The organism is Curtobacterium sp. MCPF17_047 (genome assembly GCF_003234045.1).
In the GTDB taxonomy this organism is placed as follows: Bacteria; Actinomycetota; Actinomycetes; order Actinomycetales; family Microbacteriaceae; genus Curtobacterium.
The window spans coordinates 166031-183924 of sequence record NZ_QKSF01000006.1; the positions used below are offsets into that span (position 1 = coordinate 166031).

Annotated in this window: 19 protein-coding genes; 12 read left to right on the forward strand and 7 right to left on the reverse strand. The window is 71.5% G+C overall.

From position 1 onward, the window contains the following. Nucleotide 1: 1 nt before the first annotated feature. Both DEJ33_RS08200 and DEJ33_RS08205 read left to right on the forward strand, forming a co-directional pair. A complete protein-coding gene (locus tag DEJ33_RS08200; RefSeq protein WP_111121720.1) occupies nucleotides 2–1201 on the forward strand; it encodes a glycosyltransferase in 1200 nt (399 codons plus the stop codon). 11 nt (nucleotides 1202–1212) lie between these two features. Beyond that, nucleotides 1213–1869 (forward strand): uracil-DNA glycosylase, encoded by a 657-nt coding sequence (locus tag DEJ33_RS08205; protein WP_258378132.1) that lies wholly within the window; start codon nucleotides 1213–1215, stop codon nucleotides 1867–1869. Between the two features lie 21 nt (nucleotides 1870–1890). On the opposite strand, the gene DEJ33_RS08210 is transcribed toward DEJ33_RS08205, so the two are convergent. Next, on the reverse strand, nucleotides 1891–2325 hold the full coding sequence (locus DEJ33_RS08210) for a DUF6892 domain-containing protein (RefSeq protein WP_110903040.1): 435 nt from the start codon (nucleotides 2323–2325) through the stop codon (nucleotides 1891–1893). A gap of 96 nt (nucleotides 2326–2421) precedes the next feature. Between DEJ33_RS08210 and DEJ33_RS08215 the strand changes: the two genes are divergently transcribed. Further along, nucleotides 2422–3879, forward strand: coding sequence for an APC family permease (locus DEJ33_RS08215; RefSeq protein ID WP_111194693.1), 1458 nt, complete (start codon nucleotides 2422–2424; stop codon nucleotides 3877–3879). A 95-nt stretch (nucleotides 3880–3974) separates the two neighbouring features. Here DEJ33_RS08215 and DEJ33_RS08220 read toward each other — a convergent pair whose 3' ends face one another. Further along, the gene (locus tag DEJ33_RS08220) at nucleotides 3975–4943 is read right to left on the reverse strand and encodes an ADP-ribosylglycohydrolase family protein (protein WP_111121718.1); all 969 of its coding nucleotides are present in this window, start codon (nucleotides 4941–4943) and stop codon (nucleotides 3975–3977) included. A 158-nt stretch (nucleotides 4944–5101) separates the two neighbouring features. On the opposite strand from DEJ33_RS08220, the gene DEJ33_RS08225 reads away from it, so the two are divergent. Further along, nucleotides 5102–5722, forward strand: coding sequence for a hypothetical protein (locus DEJ33_RS08225; RefSeq protein WP_111077686.1), 621 nt, complete (start codon nucleotides 5102–5104; stop codon nucleotides 5720–5722). 71 nt (nucleotides 5723–5793) lie between these two features. Here the strand turns inward: DEJ33_RS08225 and DEJ33_RS08230 are convergent, their stop codons facing one another. After that, the gene (locus DEJ33_RS08230) at nucleotides 5794–6234 is read right to left on the reverse strand and encodes a hypothetical protein (protein ID WP_111077687.1); all 441 of its coding nucleotides are present in this window, start codon (nucleotides 6232–6234) and stop codon (nucleotides 5794–5796) included. Between the two features lie 92 nt (nucleotides 6235–6326). Continuing rightward, on the reverse strand, nucleotides 6327–6647 hold the full coding sequence (locus tag DEJ33_RS08235) for a hypothetical protein (RefSeq protein WP_146242566.1): 321 nt from the start codon (nucleotides 6645–6647) through the stop codon (nucleotides 6327–6329). 217 nt (nucleotides 6648–6864) lie between these two features. Between DEJ33_RS08235 and DEJ33_RS08240 the strand changes: the two genes are divergently transcribed. Both DEJ33_RS08240 and DEJ33_RS08245 read left to right on the forward strand, forming a co-directional pair. Further along, nucleotides 6865–7200, forward strand: coding sequence for a hypothetical protein (locus DEJ33_RS08240; RefSeq protein ID WP_111194695.1), 336 nt, complete (start codon nucleotides 6865–6867; stop codon nucleotides 7198–7200). A gap of 109 nt (nucleotides 7201–7309) precedes the next feature. Next, on the forward strand, nucleotides 7310–8728 hold the full coding sequence (locus DEJ33_RS08245; RefSeq protein ID WP_111194696.1) for an amino acid permease: 1419 nt from the start codon (nucleotides 7310–7312) through the stop codon (nucleotides 8726–8728). A 95-nt stretch (nucleotides 8729–8823) separates the two neighbouring features. Here the strand turns inward: DEJ33_RS08245 and DEJ33_RS08250 are convergent, their stop codons facing one another. Together DEJ33_RS08250 and DEJ33_RS08255 are read right to left on the reverse strand one after the other, a co-directional pair. Continuing rightward, on the reverse strand, nucleotides 8824–9267 hold the full coding sequence (locus DEJ33_RS08250) for a BLUF domain-containing protein (RefSeq protein WP_220034464.1): 444 nt from the start codon (nucleotides 9265–9267) through the stop codon (nucleotides 8824–8826). Between the two features lie 99 nt (nucleotides 9268–9366). Beyond that, on the reverse strand, nucleotides 9367–9933 hold the full coding sequence (locus DEJ33_RS08255) for a hypothetical protein (RefSeq protein WP_111194697.1): 567 nt from the start codon (nucleotides 9931–9933) through the stop codon (nucleotides 9367–9369). A gap of 97 nt (nucleotides 9934–10030) precedes the next feature. Here DEJ33_RS08255 and DEJ33_RS08260 point away from each other — a divergent pair, with 97 nt between their 5' ends. Further along, a complete protein-coding gene (locus DEJ33_RS08260; protein ID WP_146242567.1) occupies nucleotides 10031–13396 on the forward strand; it encodes a DEAD/DEAH box helicase in 3366 nt (1121 codons plus the stop codon). A 299-nt stretch (nucleotides 13397–13695) separates the two neighbouring features. Beyond that, on the forward strand, nucleotides 13696–13908 hold the full coding sequence (locus DEJ33_RS08265; protein ID WP_111194699.1) for a hypothetical protein: 213 nt from the start codon (nucleotides 13696–13698) through the stop codon (nucleotides 13906–13908). A gap of 141 nt (nucleotides 13909–14049) precedes the next feature. Here the strand turns inward: DEJ33_RS08265 and DEJ33_RS08270 are convergent, their stop codons facing one another. Further along, complete coding sequence (locus DEJ33_RS08270) at nucleotides 14050–14829, reverse strand: aldo/keto reductase (protein WP_220034465.1); 780 nt, start codon at nucleotides 14827–14829, stop codon at nucleotides 14050–14052. 101 nt (nucleotides 14830–14930) lie between these two features. On the opposite strand from DEJ33_RS08270, the gene DEJ33_RS08275 reads away from it, so the two are divergent. The 4 genes from DEJ33_RS08275 (at nucleotide 14931) to DEJ33_RS08290 (ending at nucleotide 17878) form a co-directional block, all read left to right on the forward strand. After that, entirely contained in the window at nucleotides 14931–15722 is a 792-nt protein-coding gene (locus DEJ33_RS08275; RefSeq protein WP_111194700.1) for an HNH endonuclease family protein, read from the forward strand. A 162-nt stretch (nucleotides 15723–15884) separates the two neighbouring features. Beyond that, nucleotides 15885–16694 carry a glucose 1-dehydrogenase gene (locus tag DEJ33_RS08280; protein WP_111194701.1) on the forward strand — a complete coding sequence of 270 codons (810 nt, stop codon included), beginning with the start codon at nucleotides 15885–15887 and terminating at the stop codon, nucleotides 16692–16694. Between the two features lie 114 nt (nucleotides 16695–16808). Further along, nucleotides 16809–17237 (forward strand): SseB family protein, encoded by a 429-nt coding sequence (locus tag DEJ33_RS08285; RefSeq protein WP_181437279.1) that lies wholly within the window; start codon nucleotides 16809–16811, stop codon nucleotides 17235–17237. A gap of 2 nt (nucleotides 17238–17239) precedes the next feature. Then, nucleotides 17240–17878 carry a GPP34 family phosphoprotein gene (locus tag DEJ33_RS08290; protein WP_111194703.1) on the forward strand — a complete coding sequence of 213 codons (639 nt, stop codon included), beginning with the start codon at nucleotides 17240–17242 and terminating at the stop codon, nucleotides 17876–17878. Nucleotides 17879–17894: the final 16 nt, after the last annotated feature.

Genomic DNA, 17894 nt, shown 5'->3' on the forward strand with positions numbered 1-17894 from the left:
GGTGAGCACCACGACCGAACCCTTGCGCATCGGGCTGGTCTCGTTGCACACCTCCCCCGGCGACGAACCCGGATCCGGTGAGGTCGGTGGCATGAACGTCGTGGTCCGCCACCAGGCCGAAGCCCTGGCAGACCGCGGTCACCAGGTCGACATCATCACCCGCCGCTCGGCGCCGACGCAGCCGGACTCCGTCGCCCTCGTGCCCGGCGTGTGCCTGCGGTTCCTGTCGGCCGGTCCCGCCGAGCCGGTCCCCAAGGGCGAGCACGACGCCTTCATCGAACCGTTCCGCCGGGGCCTGGCCGCGCTCGGGCCGTTCGACGTGCTGCACTCGCACCACTGGTTCTCCGGCGCCGCGGCCCTGCCCGTCGCCCGCGACCGCGGCGTGCCGCACGTCCAGTCGTTCCACTCGATCGCCGCTGACAGCGCGACACCGCTCTCCGAGGGTGAGCGCCCGGAGTCCGCTGGTCGGATGGCCGGCGAAGAACGCCTCGCGCGCGAGTCCGACGCCGTGGTCGTCGTCAGCGAAGCCGAGGCCCACACGGTCCGCGCCCGACTCGGCGGCGACCCCGCGCGCGTCTGGATCGTGCCGCCGGGGGTCGACGGGTCGGTGTTCCGACCGGCCAGCGTCGGCGCACGCCGGGCGACCGCCCCCTACGTGGTCGCCGCGGCCCGCGTGCAGCCGCTCAAGGGCCTCGACCTGGCGATCGAGGCCATCGCCGGGATCGACCAGGAGGCCCGCCCCACCCTCGTCATCGCCGGGGACGCCTCGAGCGAAGCGGGCGACCACGTGACCGAACTGCGTCGGCTCGCCGAGTCGCGGGGCATCGCCGACCGCGTCACCTTCATCGGACCCCAGTCGCGTGCCGACCTGGCGTTCCTGTTCCGCGGAGCAGCGGCCGTGCTCGTGCCGTCGCACTCCGAGACGTACGGCCTGGTGGCGCTCGAGGGCTCCGCATCCGGGGTGCCCGTCGTGGCCGCCGCCGCCGGAGGCCTCCGCGAAGCCGTGGTCGACGGCGAGACCGGGGTGGTCCTCGAGTCCCGCGACCCCGCGGTCTGGGCATCGGAGATCCAGCGCATCCTGACCGAGCCGGAGTACGCCGCTGCCCTGGCCTCGGCCGGGCGGGAGCACGCCGAACGTCTCAGCTGGGAGCGGTCGGCGGCCGGACTCGAGCAGGTCTACCTGCGGGTCCTCGGGCGCTGACGGAGCTGCTCGTGTCGGACCCGGTGCTCGAACCCGCGCTCGACCTCACCGCGTTCTGGGACGCCCTCGACGGCGTGCCGACCGCTGCCGATGCCGAGGCGCTGTTCGTCGCCGGCGGTGCTTCGGGCCCGGGCTCGCCCGCGGCCGGTGCGCTGCGGCGAGCGAACCTCGACCGCTACCTGCGGCGCTTCGGACCCGCCGCCGACACGATCCTGGTCGCCGAGGCACCCGGCTGGCGCGGCATGACGAACACCGGCATCCCGTTCACGAGCATGCGGGAGCTGCAGGACCCCGACGGGCTGTTCGCCGACGTGCCCTTCGCGCTGCCGCCCGAGCCGACGGCCCCGTGGGAGGCGTCCTCGCGGGTCGTGCACGCTGCGCTGCGCGGCTGGCACGGCCCCCTGCCAGTGCTCTGGGCCGTGTTCCCGCACCACCCGTTCGTCGCCCCGGACCGGCTGACGAACCGGACACCGCGTCCGGCCGAGGTCCGCGACGGTGCCCCGGTCGCGCTCGCGCTGGCCGAGGCGGTGAACGCCCGACGGTTCGTCGCGGTCGGTCGGAAGGCGCAGGGAGCACTCGCGAGCGCCGGCATCGACGCGATCGCGGTCCGGCACCCGGCACAGGGCGGTGCGACGCAGTTCACCCAGCAGTTGGCGGCACTGCGCTGACGCAGCCGGTCGCCGTGCCGGTCAGGCCGACCGGACCTCGACGCCCTTCGCGGCGAGCGCGTCGGACACGTGCGCCGGCAGCGGAGCCGCCGCGTAGACGACCTTGAGCGACGGCAGGTCGACGAGGTCGTCCCAGTTCTGCGGGTCGTAGCGGTCGTCGGAGCCGTCCCACCCCGGGTGCAGGTCCTGCAGGATCTCGAGGTCCGAGTCGACGGTCAGTTCGGTGACCAGGTCGAGCTGCGACGGCAGCAGGTCGAGGTCGTCGTAGTACTCACGGGCCCGGTCGTCCTGGCCGTCCACGTCCTCGTCGTCCACCACCGCGTCCTCGTCGTCGTCGTCCCCGTCGTAGGGCTCGATGACGTCCAGGTCGTAGCAGAGCACGTCGAGGACGAGCAGCTTCGCGTTGAAGTCCGCGAACTCGATCGGTTCTTCGGTGGTCGTCGACGCCTCGTCCATGCAGGGCAGCGTATCGACCGGCCGCTGACCCTGTCCGGGCCGACCGATTTTGCTGTGGGACTGGACAGGAACGTCTCAGCAGGAACAGGGTGATGCATGGCGACCACGACGAAGACCGAGCGCGACCCGGGGCAGCAGACCGAGCTCCGACGTGTGATCGGTCCGAAACTCCTGCTCCTGTTCATCGTCGGGGACATCCTCGGCACCGGCGTGTACGCCCTCACCGGGCAGGTCGCGGCCGAGGTCGGCGGGGCCGCGTGGCTGCCGTTCCTCATCGCGTTCTCGGTGGCGCTGCTCACGGCGTTCTCGTACCTCGAGCTCGTGACGAAGTACCCGCAGACGGCGGGTGCGGCGCTCTACGTGCACAAGGCGTTCGGCGTCCACTTCGTCACGTTCATCGTGACGTTCATCGTGATGTGTTCCGGCATCACCTCGGCGTCGACGGCGTCACGGGCGTTCGCCGCGAACCTCGGCGTCGGGTTCGGCCTGGAGCTGCCGAACACCGTCGTGATGCTCATCGCGATGGGCTTCATGCTCGCCGTGATGGCGGTGAACTTCCGCGGCGTCAGCGAGAGCGTGAAGACGAACGTGGTGCTGACCCTCGTCGAGCTCTCGGGTCTGGTGCTCGTGATCCTGGTCGGTTTCACCGCGATCGCCGGCGGCAACGCGGACTTCTCGCGCGTGGTGATGTTCGAGACGCCCGAGGACAAGAGCCTGCTGCTGAGTATCTCGACCGCGACGTCGTTGGCCTTCTTCGCGATGGTCGGTTTCGAGGACTCGGTGAACATGGCCGAGGAGACCAAGGACCCGTCGCGGATCTTCCCCCGCGTCATGCTGACGGGCCTCGGCATCACCGCCGTGATCTACGTCCTGGTGTCGATCTGCGCCGTGGCCGTCGTGCCGATCGGTGAGCTGGCCGGCAACGAGACGCCACTGGTCACCGTCGTGCAGACCGCCGCACCGGACTTCCCGATCGGCGCCGTCCTGCCGTTCATCTCGATGTTCGCCGTCGCCAACACCGCGCTGATCAACATGATGATGGCGTCCCGGCTGCTGTACGGCATGAGCAAGCAGGGCGTGCTGCCGGGCTTCCTCGGCCGGGTCTCCCCCGCGCGCCGCACCCCGTCGAACGCGATCCTCTTCACGACCCTGATCTCGCTGGCCCTGATCGGCTGGGTGTCGCTCGACCCGGAGTCGCCGATCGTGGTGATCCTCGGCGGGACCACCTCGCTGCTGCTGCTCGCGGTGTTCGCGGTGGTGAACACCTCGGTGCTGGTGCTCCGCCGCGACCGGGTCGGCCACCGGCACTTCAAGGCCGGGGTCGTGATCCCGGTGATCGGCATCGTCGCCTGCCTGTGGCTCGTGCTGCCGTTCTCGTCCGGCCGCGCGTGGGAGCAGTACCAGATCGCCGGTGCGCTGCTGGCGCTCGGCATCGTCCTCTGGCTCGTGACGTGGTTCACCCACGGTCGGAAGACCGCCGAGAAGGCGCCGACCGGAGTCGTCACGGAACCGACTGCCGTGCAGCGTGACGCCCGGGAGGACCACGATCGCTGACACCGGCCGCTGACACCCGCCGCTGACCCGCTCCACCGCGGCCAGGCATGAGGCCCGGCACCCCACGGGTGCCGGGCCTCTCTGGCTACCGGACGTCAGCTCCGGCGGGCCGGCATCCCGAGGGGACCGGGTGTGCGCTCGACGGCACGGACGGCGAGCGCACGCATCCAGTCGAGTCGCTTGCCCGGCCACCCGTGCACCAGGACCGTCCACTGCTCCGGCAGCGCCGACGCCCCGGCGAGCGCCCCGGCCAGTCCGCCGGTGATCGCGGCGACGGTGTCGGTGTCCCCGCCGCCGCGGACCGCACGTTCGAGGGTGTCCACGACGCCGTCGCCGAGGGTGATCGCGGCGACGGCGGCCTGCAGCGACGCGACGACCCATCCGTTGCGGGCGGTGTGGTCCTCGGGTGTCGAGGACTCGGCCTCGGCGATCCGGTCGAGCCACAGGGTCCGGCGCTCCCGCGGCAGCATCGGCACGCCGCGTCGGACGTCGAGGCGGCCCCGACGGATCGCGTGCCGGATCGCCACGGTCCAGAGGACGCAGGCGTCCCCGGCGTCGTCCTCGTGGTGGGTGAGGTCGCTGACCCGTCGGGCGGCGACGGCGAGGGGCTTCTTCGCGCCGTCACCGAGGAACCCGAGCACGAGCGGCGTCGTCCGCATCAGCGACCCGTTGCCCGCCGACTGCCCGTTCTGCTCGTGCACGGCGCGGGCGGCCGCTTTCGCGGCGTCCTCGGTGTTGGCCGACATCCGCCCGAGCACCGCCCGGGTCTGCGCACCGACGTCCGGCGCGTCCTGCGCCCAGTCGGACCAGGCCGCGAGCAGCCGACCGTGGGTGCGGGGTTCGTTCCACCGGGCGCCGTTCGCGACCGCTTCCAGCACCGGGATCGCCATGCTGGTGTCGTCGGTCCACTCCCCCGGTTCCCACCCGAAGGGGCCGCCGCCGCGCATCTCGACGGGGTGGTCGGCGGCCAGTGCCGGGCCGAACTCGTACGGTGCCCCCAGGGCGTCCCCGCACGCACTGGCCAACACGGCGCCGAGCGCCCGGTCCTGCATCGCTGTGTCCATGGTTCCCTCCGCGCTCCACGCTAGTGCCGCGAACCGGGGGCATGTCGGCACGTGTGTCGTCCAGTCGGAACGCCTAGCCTCGTCGTACCGGACTCCGGTCCGGCCCGCTCCAGCCCGCCGAGGCCCCCACCCCGCTCCACCTGACGAAGGACCGCACCATGCGCCGTGCCGGCATCGCACTCGCGTCGGTGTTCGGCGTCGGTGTGGTCGCCGCGGTGATCGGGGTCATCGTCCTGATCGTCGTCGCGGTGAACTCGTTGAGCGGGCTGGCGTCGTCCTCGGCGACGCCCCGGGCGCTCACCTGCCCGGCCGCGGCGGCGCAGACCGTCGGTGGCGTCGTGGTGCCGGCAGGGCCGGTCGGTGGCTTCTGTCAGGACCGTCTGGTGAACGCCGCTCAGGTGATCCGGGCCGCTCGCGAGCTGGGCATCGGCCCGCACACCCAGGCGGTCGGCGTGATGACCGCGATCGGTGAGTCCGGGCTCGTGAACCTGGACCGTGGCGACGCCGTCGGTCCGGACAGCCGCGGGATCTTCCAGCAGCGGGACAACGGCGCCTGGGGCACGTACGAGCAGCGCATGGACCCGTACACCGCGGCGTCGATGTTCTACGCGAAGCTCGTCAAGGTGCCCGGGTGGAAGACCATGACGCCGACGCAGATGGCGCACGCGGTGCAGGTGAACGCCGACCCCGACCACTACGCGAAGTACTGGCCGACGGCGAAGCGCGTGGTCGAGGGTCTGACCGGCGAGACCGTCCCGGACACAGCGCCCCAGAACTGACAGGCACAGAACTGACCGGCACAACGCCGACAGGCACAGTGCTGACAGGCGCGGGGATGCGCCCGGGCCGTTCACGCCGCTGCCGAAGCGACCGGCTCGTCATCGTCGAGCTCCACCATGGACGCCCCGTCGTCGTGCACCACGACCTGCCCGCGGAGCCGCACATCGTGTTCGTCGAGGGTGCAGGCCATCGCGTCGACCCATTCCCAGTCGACCGGGAACAACCCCGTGGCACCCGGCCGTTCCCAGGCGAGGACGACCTCCGCCGCGCCGACCTGTCGGACGACGTCCTCGACCAGGGCGCCGAAGTCCTCGACCTGGTCGTCGGGTTGGTACGGCAGGTCGGCGACGGGCAGCACGAGCTGCACCGGGATGCCGCGGTCGCTGAGGAACAGCACCCAGCACTGTCGTCGGACAGGGGTCTCGAGGAGCGCGACGACGAGGTCGACCACGTCGTCGTCGGTACGGACTGCGGTTCGCTCGAGTCGCTCGAGCACGTCGGTGTCTGGCATGCCCCCAGCCTCGCCGTCCACCCTGCTCCCGAGGGCGCCGGAGCCGTCCGCTGTGGACAACAGCCGCCGTGCCCGGGGATGTGCAGGACCGATCAGATCCCGATCGAGACCGCCCCGCCGGCGAGCAGCCGTGCCACGACGAAGACCACCACGAGCACCCCGAGACCGAGGAGCGCCACCGGCCAGGCCAGCCGCCGGCGCACCAGCCGGAGCACACACAGCACGAGGGTGACGAGGAACACCAGGGCGACGACCACCGGGCCGAGCGTCACGACCGTGCCGCCGAGCCCTTCGTCGCACCGGTTACCGGGCGCGTCGCACGACCCGAACGAGAGCGCCATGAACTGGATCCCGCGACTCGCGACGACGGTCGCGACCGCACCGAGCAGCAGCAGGACGACGGTCGCGACCACGTCGGCGACGCGACGGCCGCCGCGCAGGGCGGGACGGGCCTCCCGGCCGCCGACAGGATCCGGGCCGGACCGCGCGCCGCCCGCGCGTGTCACGACCGGCCCCCGATCCCGGTGCCGGCCAGGAAGGAGACGGTGCCAGCCAGGACGCCGAGGAGGGAACGCATGGTCCCCATCGTGCCTCCTCCTGACCGCGCGCGTTCGACGGTACGGTCGAGACATGGCCCGCGCACGCGACCACGAACCCCCGGCCGCCCCCGCCACCGCAGCCGTGCTGCTGGGCGGCTTCGCGTTCCTGCAGGGGCTGATCCTGCCCGCCGAGGGCGTCGGCCGCCACCTCGCGATCGGCTTCCTCTTCGGCGGCCTGGGGCTCCTCTCGGCTTGGCGAGCGGTCACCATCGGCCGCGGCCGCCGACACCGTGGTGCCCGCCGGTGGGCGTGGGCCGCAGCCGTCCTCGGCCTGCTCGGCGTCGGCATGCTCGGCTACCAGGGTCTGGTCATCCTGACCGGCGGGGCGCTCCCGCCGCCGTTCTGGTGGCCGTACGCGCAACGCTGACGGTCCGTCACGCGGGCACGTCGGCCGACCGGGAGGCCCGTGCTCCGTCCGGTTCGATGCACCTGGAACGACCGGTACCGTTCCGCCGGAACGGGTGCAGGATGGCCGCATGGCAACGACGCCGAACCCCTCGACCCTGTTCCGACGGAAGCCGATCGACACCATCGACGACGACTCCGGGGGCGAGGGCGGCCTGAAGCGCCACCTCGGCCTCTGGCAGCTCACCGCGATCGGCATCGGCGGCATCATCGGCGCCGGGATCTTCACCCTCGCCGGCACGGTCGCGAACGGTGTCGCCGGACCCGCCGTCCTCATCTCGTTCCTCGTCGCCGGCATCGCGAGTGCTGCGGCAGCGCTGTCCTACGCGGAGTTCGCCGGGCTCATCCCGAAGGCCGGCAGCGCGTACACGTACGGGTACGCGGTGCTCGGCGAGATCGTCGGCTGGTTCATCGGCTGGGACCTGTTGCTCGAGTACACGGCGATCGTGGCGGTGGTCGCGATCGGCATCTCCGGCTACGTCGGGTTCCTGGTCGGCCAGTTCGGCATCGACCTGCCCGCCTGGATGCTCGGCGCGCCCGGCACCGGCGACGGGCACGTCGTCGACGTCTTCGCGATCGCGCTCTGCCTGCTCACCGCGTTCGTCCTCACCCGGGGCATCCGGAGCGCCGCACGCTTCGAGTTCGTCGCGGTCGGGATCAAGGTCGCGCTCGTCGTCCTGATCGTCGTGCTCGGGGTGTTCCACATCGACAGCGCGAACTACTCGCCGTACTTCCCGTTCGGGTTCGGCGGGGTGATGACCGGCGCCGCGACCGTGTTCTTCGCCGTGTTCGGCTACGACGCGATGTCGACCGCTGCCGAGGAGTCCACCGACGCCCGCAAGCACATGCCGAAGGCGATCCTGCTGTCCCTCGGCATCTCGATGGTGCTCTACGTCCTCGCCACGCTCGTGCTGACCGGGATGCAGGACTACCAGGACATCGACCCGGCGTCCGGGTTCTCGTCGGCGTTCGCGTCGGTCGGGCTCGGCGGCGTCGCGAACGTCATCGCGATCGGTGCCATCGTCGGCATCGTCACCGTCCTGGTGACGTTCATGCTCGGTGCCTCGCGCGTCTGGTTCTCGATGAGCCGCGACGGGCTGATGCCGAAGTGGTTCGCGAAGACGGATCCGAAGCGGCACGTGCCGACCCGGGTCACCTGGATCCTCGGCATCGCGTCGGCCGTGCTGGCCGGGGTGCTGCCGATCGGGGTCGTCGCCGAACTGACCAACATCGGCATCCTGCTGGCGTTCGTCGTGGTCTGCACCGCGGTCATCGTGCTCCGCTACCGGCAGCCGGATCTCGACCGGCAGTTCCGGATGCCCTTCATGCCGGTCGTGCCCGCCATCGGCGTGCTGGCGTCACTGTGGCTCGTCTCGTTCCTGCAGTGGGAGACGTGGGTGCGGTTCGCGGTGTGGTTCGCAATCGGGCTCGGCGTGTACTTCGGGTACTCGCGGAAGCACAGCGAGCTCGCCCAGCCCGCGGACCGCTGACCGCAGACCACTGCCCCCCGGACCACAGCGACCAGACCACAGCGACCCGACCATCCAGGGGGTGGTCGGGTCGCTGCGTGTGGCGGTGCGCAGTGTCAGTCGCGTCGGTGCTTGCCGAGCGAGGCCGTCGGCGCCGCCATCGGGTGGTTGCGGAACCAGCGCAGCAGTTCCCGCGCTCGGCTCGCATCGGCGCTGGCGTCGCCGGAGGTCAGGAACTCGTCGAACCCCTCGGGCGGCTCGACCTGCTCGTCGCGGTCGAACGCCATCGTCCACTCCGGGAACCGACGGGTGTGGATCGACTCCTCCACCAGCAGTCGGACCTCGTCATGGCGCGGATCGCCGACGATCCGGCTGTAGGTGGCGATGACGGCGTCGTGCGGACCCTCCAGCAGCTGCATGAACCGACCGGAGCGGTGCACGAGCATGCCGGTGAGACCGTCGGCGGTGTTCCGCTCGCGCGAGTAGTTCAGGACCTCGTCGAGGGCGGGGTCGTCGAACGGCTGGGTGGCCGAGCTCATGTAGACGAGTGACTGCAGCATGATGCTCCCGATGATGTCTCACCAAAGCGGATGCGAACCAGCCCCCGAACGGGCGTGACCTGATCCGGACGACGGCCCGGACAGCGCGGCGACCGCCTGCTACCCGGCCGCCAGCGCCGTGTACGGCACGACCTGGCCGTCCTCGGTGCACACGTGACGCTGCACCCCGGAATCCGTGATCGTCGTGTACTCGGGCGACCACCACGAGGCCGGGCCGTCCGCGACCTTCGGGAACGTGCCGCGTACGACGTCGCCGGTCTCCTCGGGTTCCCCGTCGACCTCGACCTCGTCGGCCTCCGGGTCGTCCGTCGTGCCGTAGTTCCGCAGCACGTCCCGGTCCCAACTCATGAGCATGCCGGCGTAGGCCTGCCGGTCGTCGTCGTCGACCTGCACGCTGTAGGACGTCCGGTCGTCCGCCGCGTCCCGCGGGACGCCTCGGAACTCGATCGTGTACGAGTCGGCGGTCTCGGTCATCGAGACCGTTCCGCCGTCGGTCCCGAGCAGTTCGCAGGTCGCCTTGCCCGGCGTCCCGGCCGCGCGCGTCGGCGTCGGCGTGCCCTCGGCGGTCTCCGTGTCCCCGCCGCCCGCGCAGCCGGTCAGTGCGACCGCGGCGAGCAGCGCCACGACGACCCCGGTCGCGCCCTGCTGGATGCTCTTCCTCGACATGTGTTCCCCCTCGTCTTCTGCGCCCCTCCGGCGCTCGTCCGACCGTACCAACGCCACCCGGACGACGAGCGTCGGCGGGGCCTGGCACGATGTCCCTGTGCCAGCAGCCCCGATGATCGACGCCGTCGACGTCATCCGCTTCGTCGGGCCGCAGACCTTCGGCCGCGCCCGTGACGTCGTGCGCGCCGGCCTGGTCGAGGACGCCACCTGGCACGAGGACGGCACGATCACCGCGACGGTCAGCGGGAGCGCCGACGACCCGTACGACGTGCAGGTCGAGACGACCATCGCCCGCGGCGAGTTCGTCCGTCCGGTCCGCAGTCGCTGCACCTGCCCGCTCGGCGGTGAGTGCAAGCACGTCGCCGCCGCACTCCTCACCATCAACGCCCGTGCCCTCGCCGCGCAGGCCGGCCCCCGCGCGCAGGCGCCCACCCCGCCGACCCCGGACTGGAGGCGCGACCTCGCCCGCCTCGCCGGTGACGACGACGGGACCACCCGCTCCGGCACCGTGCCTGCGAGTGGCGGGATGGGCCTCCAGTTCGAACTCCGCGACGCGGTGCCGGCCCGACTCACCGGACGTGCCCGTGCTGCGGGCCGGACGATGCCCGTCGCCAGTCGGGCGGTGCGCCTCGGCGTGCGCCCGGTCAGCCGGAGTGCAGCGGGCAACTGGGTGCGCGGGCAGCTCACCTGGGGCGCGCTGCCCTACTCGATGAACCGGCTGGGACTCGAGCCGGACCAGCACGCGTGGTTCATGCAGTTCCAGGCGCTGCACCGGGCGGGTGTGCTCGCGGGACTGCCCGGGGAGAGCGACTGGATCCACCTCGACGACTTCCGCAGTCCGCTCCTCTGGCCGCTGCTGCGACAGGCCGAGCCGCTCGGCATCGCGTTCGTCACCGGCAAGCGGGAGGGCGGGGTCGACCTCGGCCTCGACGCCCGGGTCCTGCTCGACGCTGCCCGGACCGCCGAGGGGCTGCTGATCGGCGCGAGCGCGGTGATCGACGGGCGTCCGCTCGCCGAGGGCACCGCGCGGGTCGTCGGCGACCACGGCGTGTACGCGTTCCGCGAGTCGCCCGAGTTCCGCGTGACGCTCGCCCCGACCCCTGCAGCCGTGCCGGAGGACCAGCGGAAGATGCTCGTCGAGGCATCACGCATCACCGTCCCCGCGGACGAGGTCGACGAGTTCCTGGCCGACTGGTCGCCGAAGCTCCGCGGGTCGCTCGGACTCGTCAGCTCCGACGGGTCACTCGAGCTGCCGGAACGGACGCCACCGGAACTCGTGCTCACCGTGACGTTCGAACCGGCCCGGGCACCGCGCACCGACGACCGCGCACACCTGCAGTGGCGCTGGAGCGTCGACGGCCGGAAGGACCCGGTGTCCCTGCACGGGCCGCTGCCGGAGCTCGGGAGCGTGCGCGCGGCGGACGACGTCGCTGACGCCGATGCTGCTGCTGTGGAGCAGGCCACGTCGGGGACGCAGGCCGATCGGGACGGGCGATCCGAGCCTCCCGGCCCCGGTGGCGGACTCGAGTGGTTCCAGGACGGGACCATCGACGGGGCCGACGTCGCCGTCCTGGCGAACGAACTGCTGCCGGCGCTGCCCGCACTCGGCGTCCGCGTCGTCGTGCAGGGTGAGCGTGTCGACTACGAGCGCCTGACCGGGCGGCCGCACATCCGCGTCACGACGATGCCGTCGGACAAGCACGACTGGTTCGACCTCGGCATCTTCGTCAGCGTGAACGGCAAGGAGGTCCCGTTCACGCCCCTGCTCCGGGCGCTCGCCAAGCGCGACCGGCGGATGAAGCTCGTCGACAACTCGTACCTGTCGCTCGCCGACCCCGCGTTCGACCGTCTCAAGGAGGTCATCGAGGAAGCCCGCGAGCTCGACGAGTGGGAACCCGAGCAGCCGCTCACCGTGACGCCGTACCGGGCCTCGCTCTGGTCGGAGTTCGACCAGCTCGCCGACGAGACCGAGCACGACGCACGGTGGAAGGAGATCGCCGGGCGCCTGCTCGACGCGACGGCGCCGGCCGACGCCGTCGTGCCGGCGACCGTGCAGGCCGACCTCCGGCCGTACCAGCGCGACGGGTACGCGTGGTTGACGTTCCTGGTCGAACACGGCGTCGGCGGGGTGCTCGCCGACGACATGGGCCTGGGCAAGACGCTGCAGGCGCTCGCGATGATCGCCGACCGACGGGCCGCCGACCCGGAGGCACCACCCTTCCTCGTCGTCGCGCCCACCTCCGTCGTCGGCAACTGGGCGGACGAAGCGGCGAAGTTCGTCCCGTCGCTGCGCGTCACCACGATCGCCGGCACCTCGCTGAAGGACTCCGCGCGGGTCGCCCGGACCGCCGCCGCGTCGGACGTCGTCGTCACCTCCTACGCCCTGCTCCGGCTCGACGCACCCGCCTACCTCGATCTCAGCTGGTCGGCGCTGCTCCTCGACGAGGCGCAGTTCGTCAAGAACCCGCAGTCGCAGACCCACCGCGTGGCCGCCGAACTCCGCGCCCCCGTGAAGATCGCGATCACCGGCACGCCGCTCGAGAACGGGCTCGCCGACCTCTGGGCACTGTTCGCCGTCGTCGCCCCCGGGCTGCTGTCGTCGTGGACGCGGTTCGGCGACGACTACGTGAAGCCGCTGGCCTCGCCCGAGCTCCGCGGAGCGGCCCGCAAGGAGCTGACCGACCGACTCCGGCGACGCATCCGACCGCTCATGCTCCGTCGGACGAAGGAGAGTGTCGCCGCGGACCTGCCCGAGAAGGTCGAACAGGTCGTCCGGGTCACCCTCGACCCGGCACACCGCGACCTCTACGAGAAGACGCTGAACCGGGAGCGGCTGAAGGTCCTGGACCTCGTCGACGACCTGGACCGCAACCGGATGATCGTCTTCCGCTCGCTGACCCTGCTGCGGATGCTCGCCCTGTCCCCTGCACTCGTGTCGGACGACCACGGCGACGTGCCCAGCGCGAAGCTCGACCTGCTCCTCGACGAACTCGAGACCCTGGCGGCCGAGGGACGCCGGGCGCTGGTGTTCAGCCAGTTCACCTCGTTCCTCAAGATGGTGTCCGCAGCGCTCGACGAACGCGGGGTCGCGTACGAGTACCTCGACGGCTCCACCCGCCGCCGAGGAGTCGTCATCGACCGCTTCCGGGACGGCACCGCCCCGGCGTTCCTCATCTCGCTGAAGGCCGGTGGGTTCGGGCTCACCCTGACCGAGGCCGACACCGTGTTCGTCCTCGACCCGTGGTGGAACCCGGCCGCCGAGAACCAGGCCGTCGACCGGACGCACCGCATCGGGCAGACCCGGTCCGTGACCGTCGAGCGGCTCATCGCGGAGGACACCATCGAGGAGAAGGTCCTCGCGCTCGCGCAGCGGAAGGCCCAGCTGTTCGCCACGATGATCGACGACGATGCGCTGTTCGCCGAGGGGTTGAGCGCAGAGGACATCCGGTCGCTGCTGGCCTGACCCTGCGGCGAGATGTGGGATGCGAAGTCCTCGGTCTGGAGGCCTGGAGCTGACTAGCTTCCGGGAATGCTCATCGAGACTTCCGACCCCCGCACTGCGACTCCGTTCTCCGATGCCTCCGGGTCGTCCCACCTGAGCATGGTGGCTGCGAGGGAACCGGACACTGTCGCGGTCCGCCGGCTGGGTTCCGGCACCGCTGAGTTCGTGCTGCCCAACGGACACCGTCTCAAGCTGGTGGCTGGCAACGGGGCCGGGCACTACCCCGCGGGGTACCTCGAGCGGCTACGGACGACCGGCGAGTGCCGACCCTCGACGCCAACATCCTGATCGGTTGGCTCGATCGGCAGGAGGCCGCAGTCGCGATGCGCACGAGCACCGCGATCGCCACGCTCGATCAACGGCTGGCTGCTGCAGCGCGCCGGGTCGGTTTCTCGGTCGTCGACGAGCCAGCCGAGGACGCAGTTCCGGAACCAGGGCCTGCTTGGCGGGACGTGCTGCCAGCGGCCGGGTGACTCCGACGCCGGGCATCGCTCTGCTCACCGTCGCGACGCGCCGATCTCGGCAAGACACCGCCGAACGCTCGAGACGCCGCGGACTTCGGCGGCGTCTCAGGGGCTCGGCGGCGTCTCGCGCGGACGGCCGCTCGGGACGGGTCAGGCGGCGAGACCGTCGATGCGGGCGATCTCGTCGGCGCTCAGCTCGAGCGTCGCGCCGGCGGCGTTCGACCGGATGCGGTCCGGGTTCGACGACTTCGGAATGACGACGAACTTGTGGGCGACGTGCCAGGCGACGATGACCTGTGCGGCATCGGCGTCGTGGGCCTCGGCGATCTCCACGAGCGTCGGGTCCTGCAGGTTGCTCGCCTTGAACGGGCTGTAGCCCTCGAGCACCACACCGCGGTCCCGGAGCCCGTCCGCGACCGTGCGGTCGAACTCGACCGGGCTCCAGCGGATCTGGTTCACGGCCGGCGTCGCACCCGTCGACTGGATCAACTCGTCGATCTGCTCGAGCGAGTAGTTGCTCACACCGATCGCCCGCGTCAGCCCCGCTTGCTGCGCCTCGACGAGCTGCTGCCACACGTCGGGACGTGCCTCGCCGTTCGGCGGCCAGTGGATGAGCCACAGGTCCAGGTGGTCGAGGCCGAGCTGGTCCAGGCTCTCCTCGATCGTCTCACGGACACGGTCGGCGTTGTCCGGCGGCAGCTTCGTCGTGATGAAGAGGTCCTCGCGTGCCAGGCCGGAGTCGGCGATGGCCTTGCCGACACCGCGCTGGTTGCGGTAGCCGGTCGCGGTGTCGATGTGGCGGTAGCCGGCCTCGAGGGCGGCGGCGACCGCGGCGGGAGCATCGGGCTCCTCGATCTGCCAGGTGCCGAAGCCGAGGAGCGGCATCGAGCCTCCGGTGACGGGCACGGACGGTTGTGCGTAGTCGGTCATGGCTCCTGCCTACGCGGACTGCGGCGCGTGCGTCCCAGCGTGTCGGCGGCCTCCGCCAGGATCGACGGGTCCCCCGAGCACCACCAGGAGCACCACCGAACATGACGTCCCGCCGACGCCGCACCCGCGCCACCATCAAGTCCTCGATCGTCACGCTCGTCCTCGCGGTGGGCGTGTGGGCGCTGTTCTCGTCAGGAGTGCTCTCCACCGGAGCGGACGCGACGACGAGCGCCGGCAGCACCACCACCGACACGGGCGCCCCCGGCACCACCCCACGTCCCACCGTGACCACATCGGCGCAGACGCCCGCGACGACGGGGCCGAGCCGGGCCTCCAGTCCGTCGGCCGACACTGCCCGCACGATGCTCGCCGCCCTCCCGGTGAAGGGGAAGGCGCCCGCGACCGGCTACGACCGGGAGGCCGACTTCGGCACCCCCTGGCTGGACGTCGACCACAACGGCTGCGACACCCGGAACGACGTCCTGGCGCGGGACCTGACCGACATCGTCCGCCAGGGGCCCTGCAAGGTACTGTCCGGCGACCTCGTCTCGCCGTACACCGGTGGCGAGATCGCGTTCGTGCGGGGGAACACGACCTCGACCCTGGTGCAGATCGACCACGTCGTCGCGCTCGAGAACGCCTGGCGCACCGGGGCGCAGCAGCTGTCCCGAGCCGAACGGCAGGCCCTGGCGAACGACCCCGAGAACCTGTTCGCGGTCGACGGGCACTCGAACTCGCAGAAGCGCTCCGCCGACGCCGCGACCTGGCTGCCCGCGGCCAAGGACTTCCGCTGCGAGTACGTCGAGCACCAGATCACGGTCAAGGCGAAGTACCGGCTCTGGGTCGTGCCCGCCGAGCGGGACGCGATGGAGCGAGTCCTCACCACTTGCTGACGGACGGCGCACACCGCTCGCAGTCAGACAACACCTGTAGCGTAAGTCTCGTCCGGCGGACGCCGCCGGCCCTGGACTCGCCGCTCAGCGCCGCGCCGTGACACGGACGCTCCCCGGACCCCGAGCCCTTCATCGTCGAAGACCGCAGGAGGCCTCCACCACATGACCGACCCCAACTCCACGAGCACCAGCACCCGCTTCGCCGACCGCGTCGTCCTCATCACCGGCGGCGGTTCCGGCCTCGGCCGTGCGACCGCAGTCCGTCTGGCCACCGAGGGCGCGAAGCTCGCGCTCGTCGACGTCTCCGAGCAGGGCCTCGAGGCCACGAAGTCCGCCGTGCTCGACGCCGCTCCCGACGCCGAGGTCCTCACCACCATCGCCGACGTCTCCGACGAAGCGCAGGTCGACGCCTACGTCGCCGCCACGGTCGAGCGCTTCGGCCGCATCGACGGCTTCTTCAACAACGCCGGCATCGAGGGCAAGCAGAACCTCACCGAGTCGTTCACCGTCGCCGAGTTCGACAAGGTCGTCTCGATCAACCTCCGGGGCGTGTTCCTGGGCCTCGAGAAGGTCCTCGCCGTGATGCGCCAGCAGGGCTCCGGCATGGTGGTCAACACCGCCAGCGTCGGCGGCATCCGCGGCGTCGGCAACCAGTCCGGCTACGCGGCCGCCAAGCACGGCGTCGTCGGCCTGACCCGCAACTCCGCCGTCGAGTACGGCGAGTTCGGCATCCGCATCAACGCGATCGCGCCGGGCGCCATCTGGACTCCGATGGTCGAGAACTCGATGAAGCAGATCGACCCGGAGAACCCGCGCAAGGCCGCGGAGGAGTTCATCCAGATCAACCCCACCAAGCGCTACGGCGAGGCACCCGAGATCGCCGCGGTCGTCGCCTTCCTGCTCTCGGACGACGCGTCGTACATCAACGCCGCGGTCGTCCCGATCGACGGCGGGCAGTCCGCCAAGTACTGACCTCCCGCGGTCCGTGTCACCGGGGCGCGCCTTCCTGACGGGAGGCGCGCCCCACCTGTTCCGCCCGTCCTGCGTGGCAGCATGGCCGGTGACACGACCGTGGAGGGGAACGCGATGAGCGCCAACGGAACGACAGGGTCCAGCTTCGGGCCCGGAGCCGAGAACACCGGACCCGACGCCGCCGGCGACCTGCGGCGACGCATGGGCGAATCGGCGGAGGGGTTCCTCGGCAGCGCTGCCTGGGTTCCGTGGAAGGCCGCCGGCACCAGCGGTGAACCCGAGGAGGGCAGCGTGGCGCACGTCGTCCTGCGCGACCGTCCGTTCGTGCCGGTCTTCACCGATCCTGCCCAGCTGGCCACGAGCCTCCCGGGCTTGGAAGCACGCGCGATGCCGATGGCCGAACTCGTCACCGCGCTGCCCGAGGAGTTCGGGATCGTCGTCGACCCGACCAGCGCCGAAGCGGCGAACTTCCTGCAGGCCGACGTCGTCGCCGGACTGCGCGCGGGCATCGGCGGCGTGCCGACCGAGGCCGACGAGGACTGACGATGTCCGCCCAGCTGACGCTGCCGCAGGCGTACGCGCTGCTGCTCCTGCGCCCGGACGGCAAGCTCGCCACCACGGGCCAGACGTTCGACCCCGGAGCCGCGGGTGCAGTGCTCGGTGACCTGGCGCTCCGCGGAGTGCTGCAGTTCGACGGACGCAAGGTGATCCCGGCGAAGTCCGCTCCCGTCGGTGACCCGGTGATCGACGGGATGAAGGAACAGATCGATCTCTCGCCATCGCCGCGCCGACCCGCCTCCTGGGTGTCCCGCAACGCGAACGTGACGCTCCGGGCGTCGGTCCTCGGCGGGCTCGTCGACCGCGGGCTCGTGACGCGGCAGGAGCACCGGATCTTCGGCATCCTCGCGTCGGTGCGCTGGCCGGAGCGCGACGGTGGGCCGGCGAAGCTCCTGCGCGGGGAGATCGGTGACGTCCTGCACCTCGGCGTCGCACCCTCGCCGTTCGCGGTCGCGCTCATCGGGCTGCTCAACGCCACGGGGACGATGCGCGGGCAGTTCGGCAAGGTCGACCGACAGCGCGTCAAGGCGCTGACGGACGGGGACTGGGTCGCGGGCGCGGTGAAGTCCGTGGTGCAGAGCCGTCAGACGGCGGCGACGGCCGGGGGCGGTGCGGCCGTGGGCTGAGCGGCCATCTCGAGCT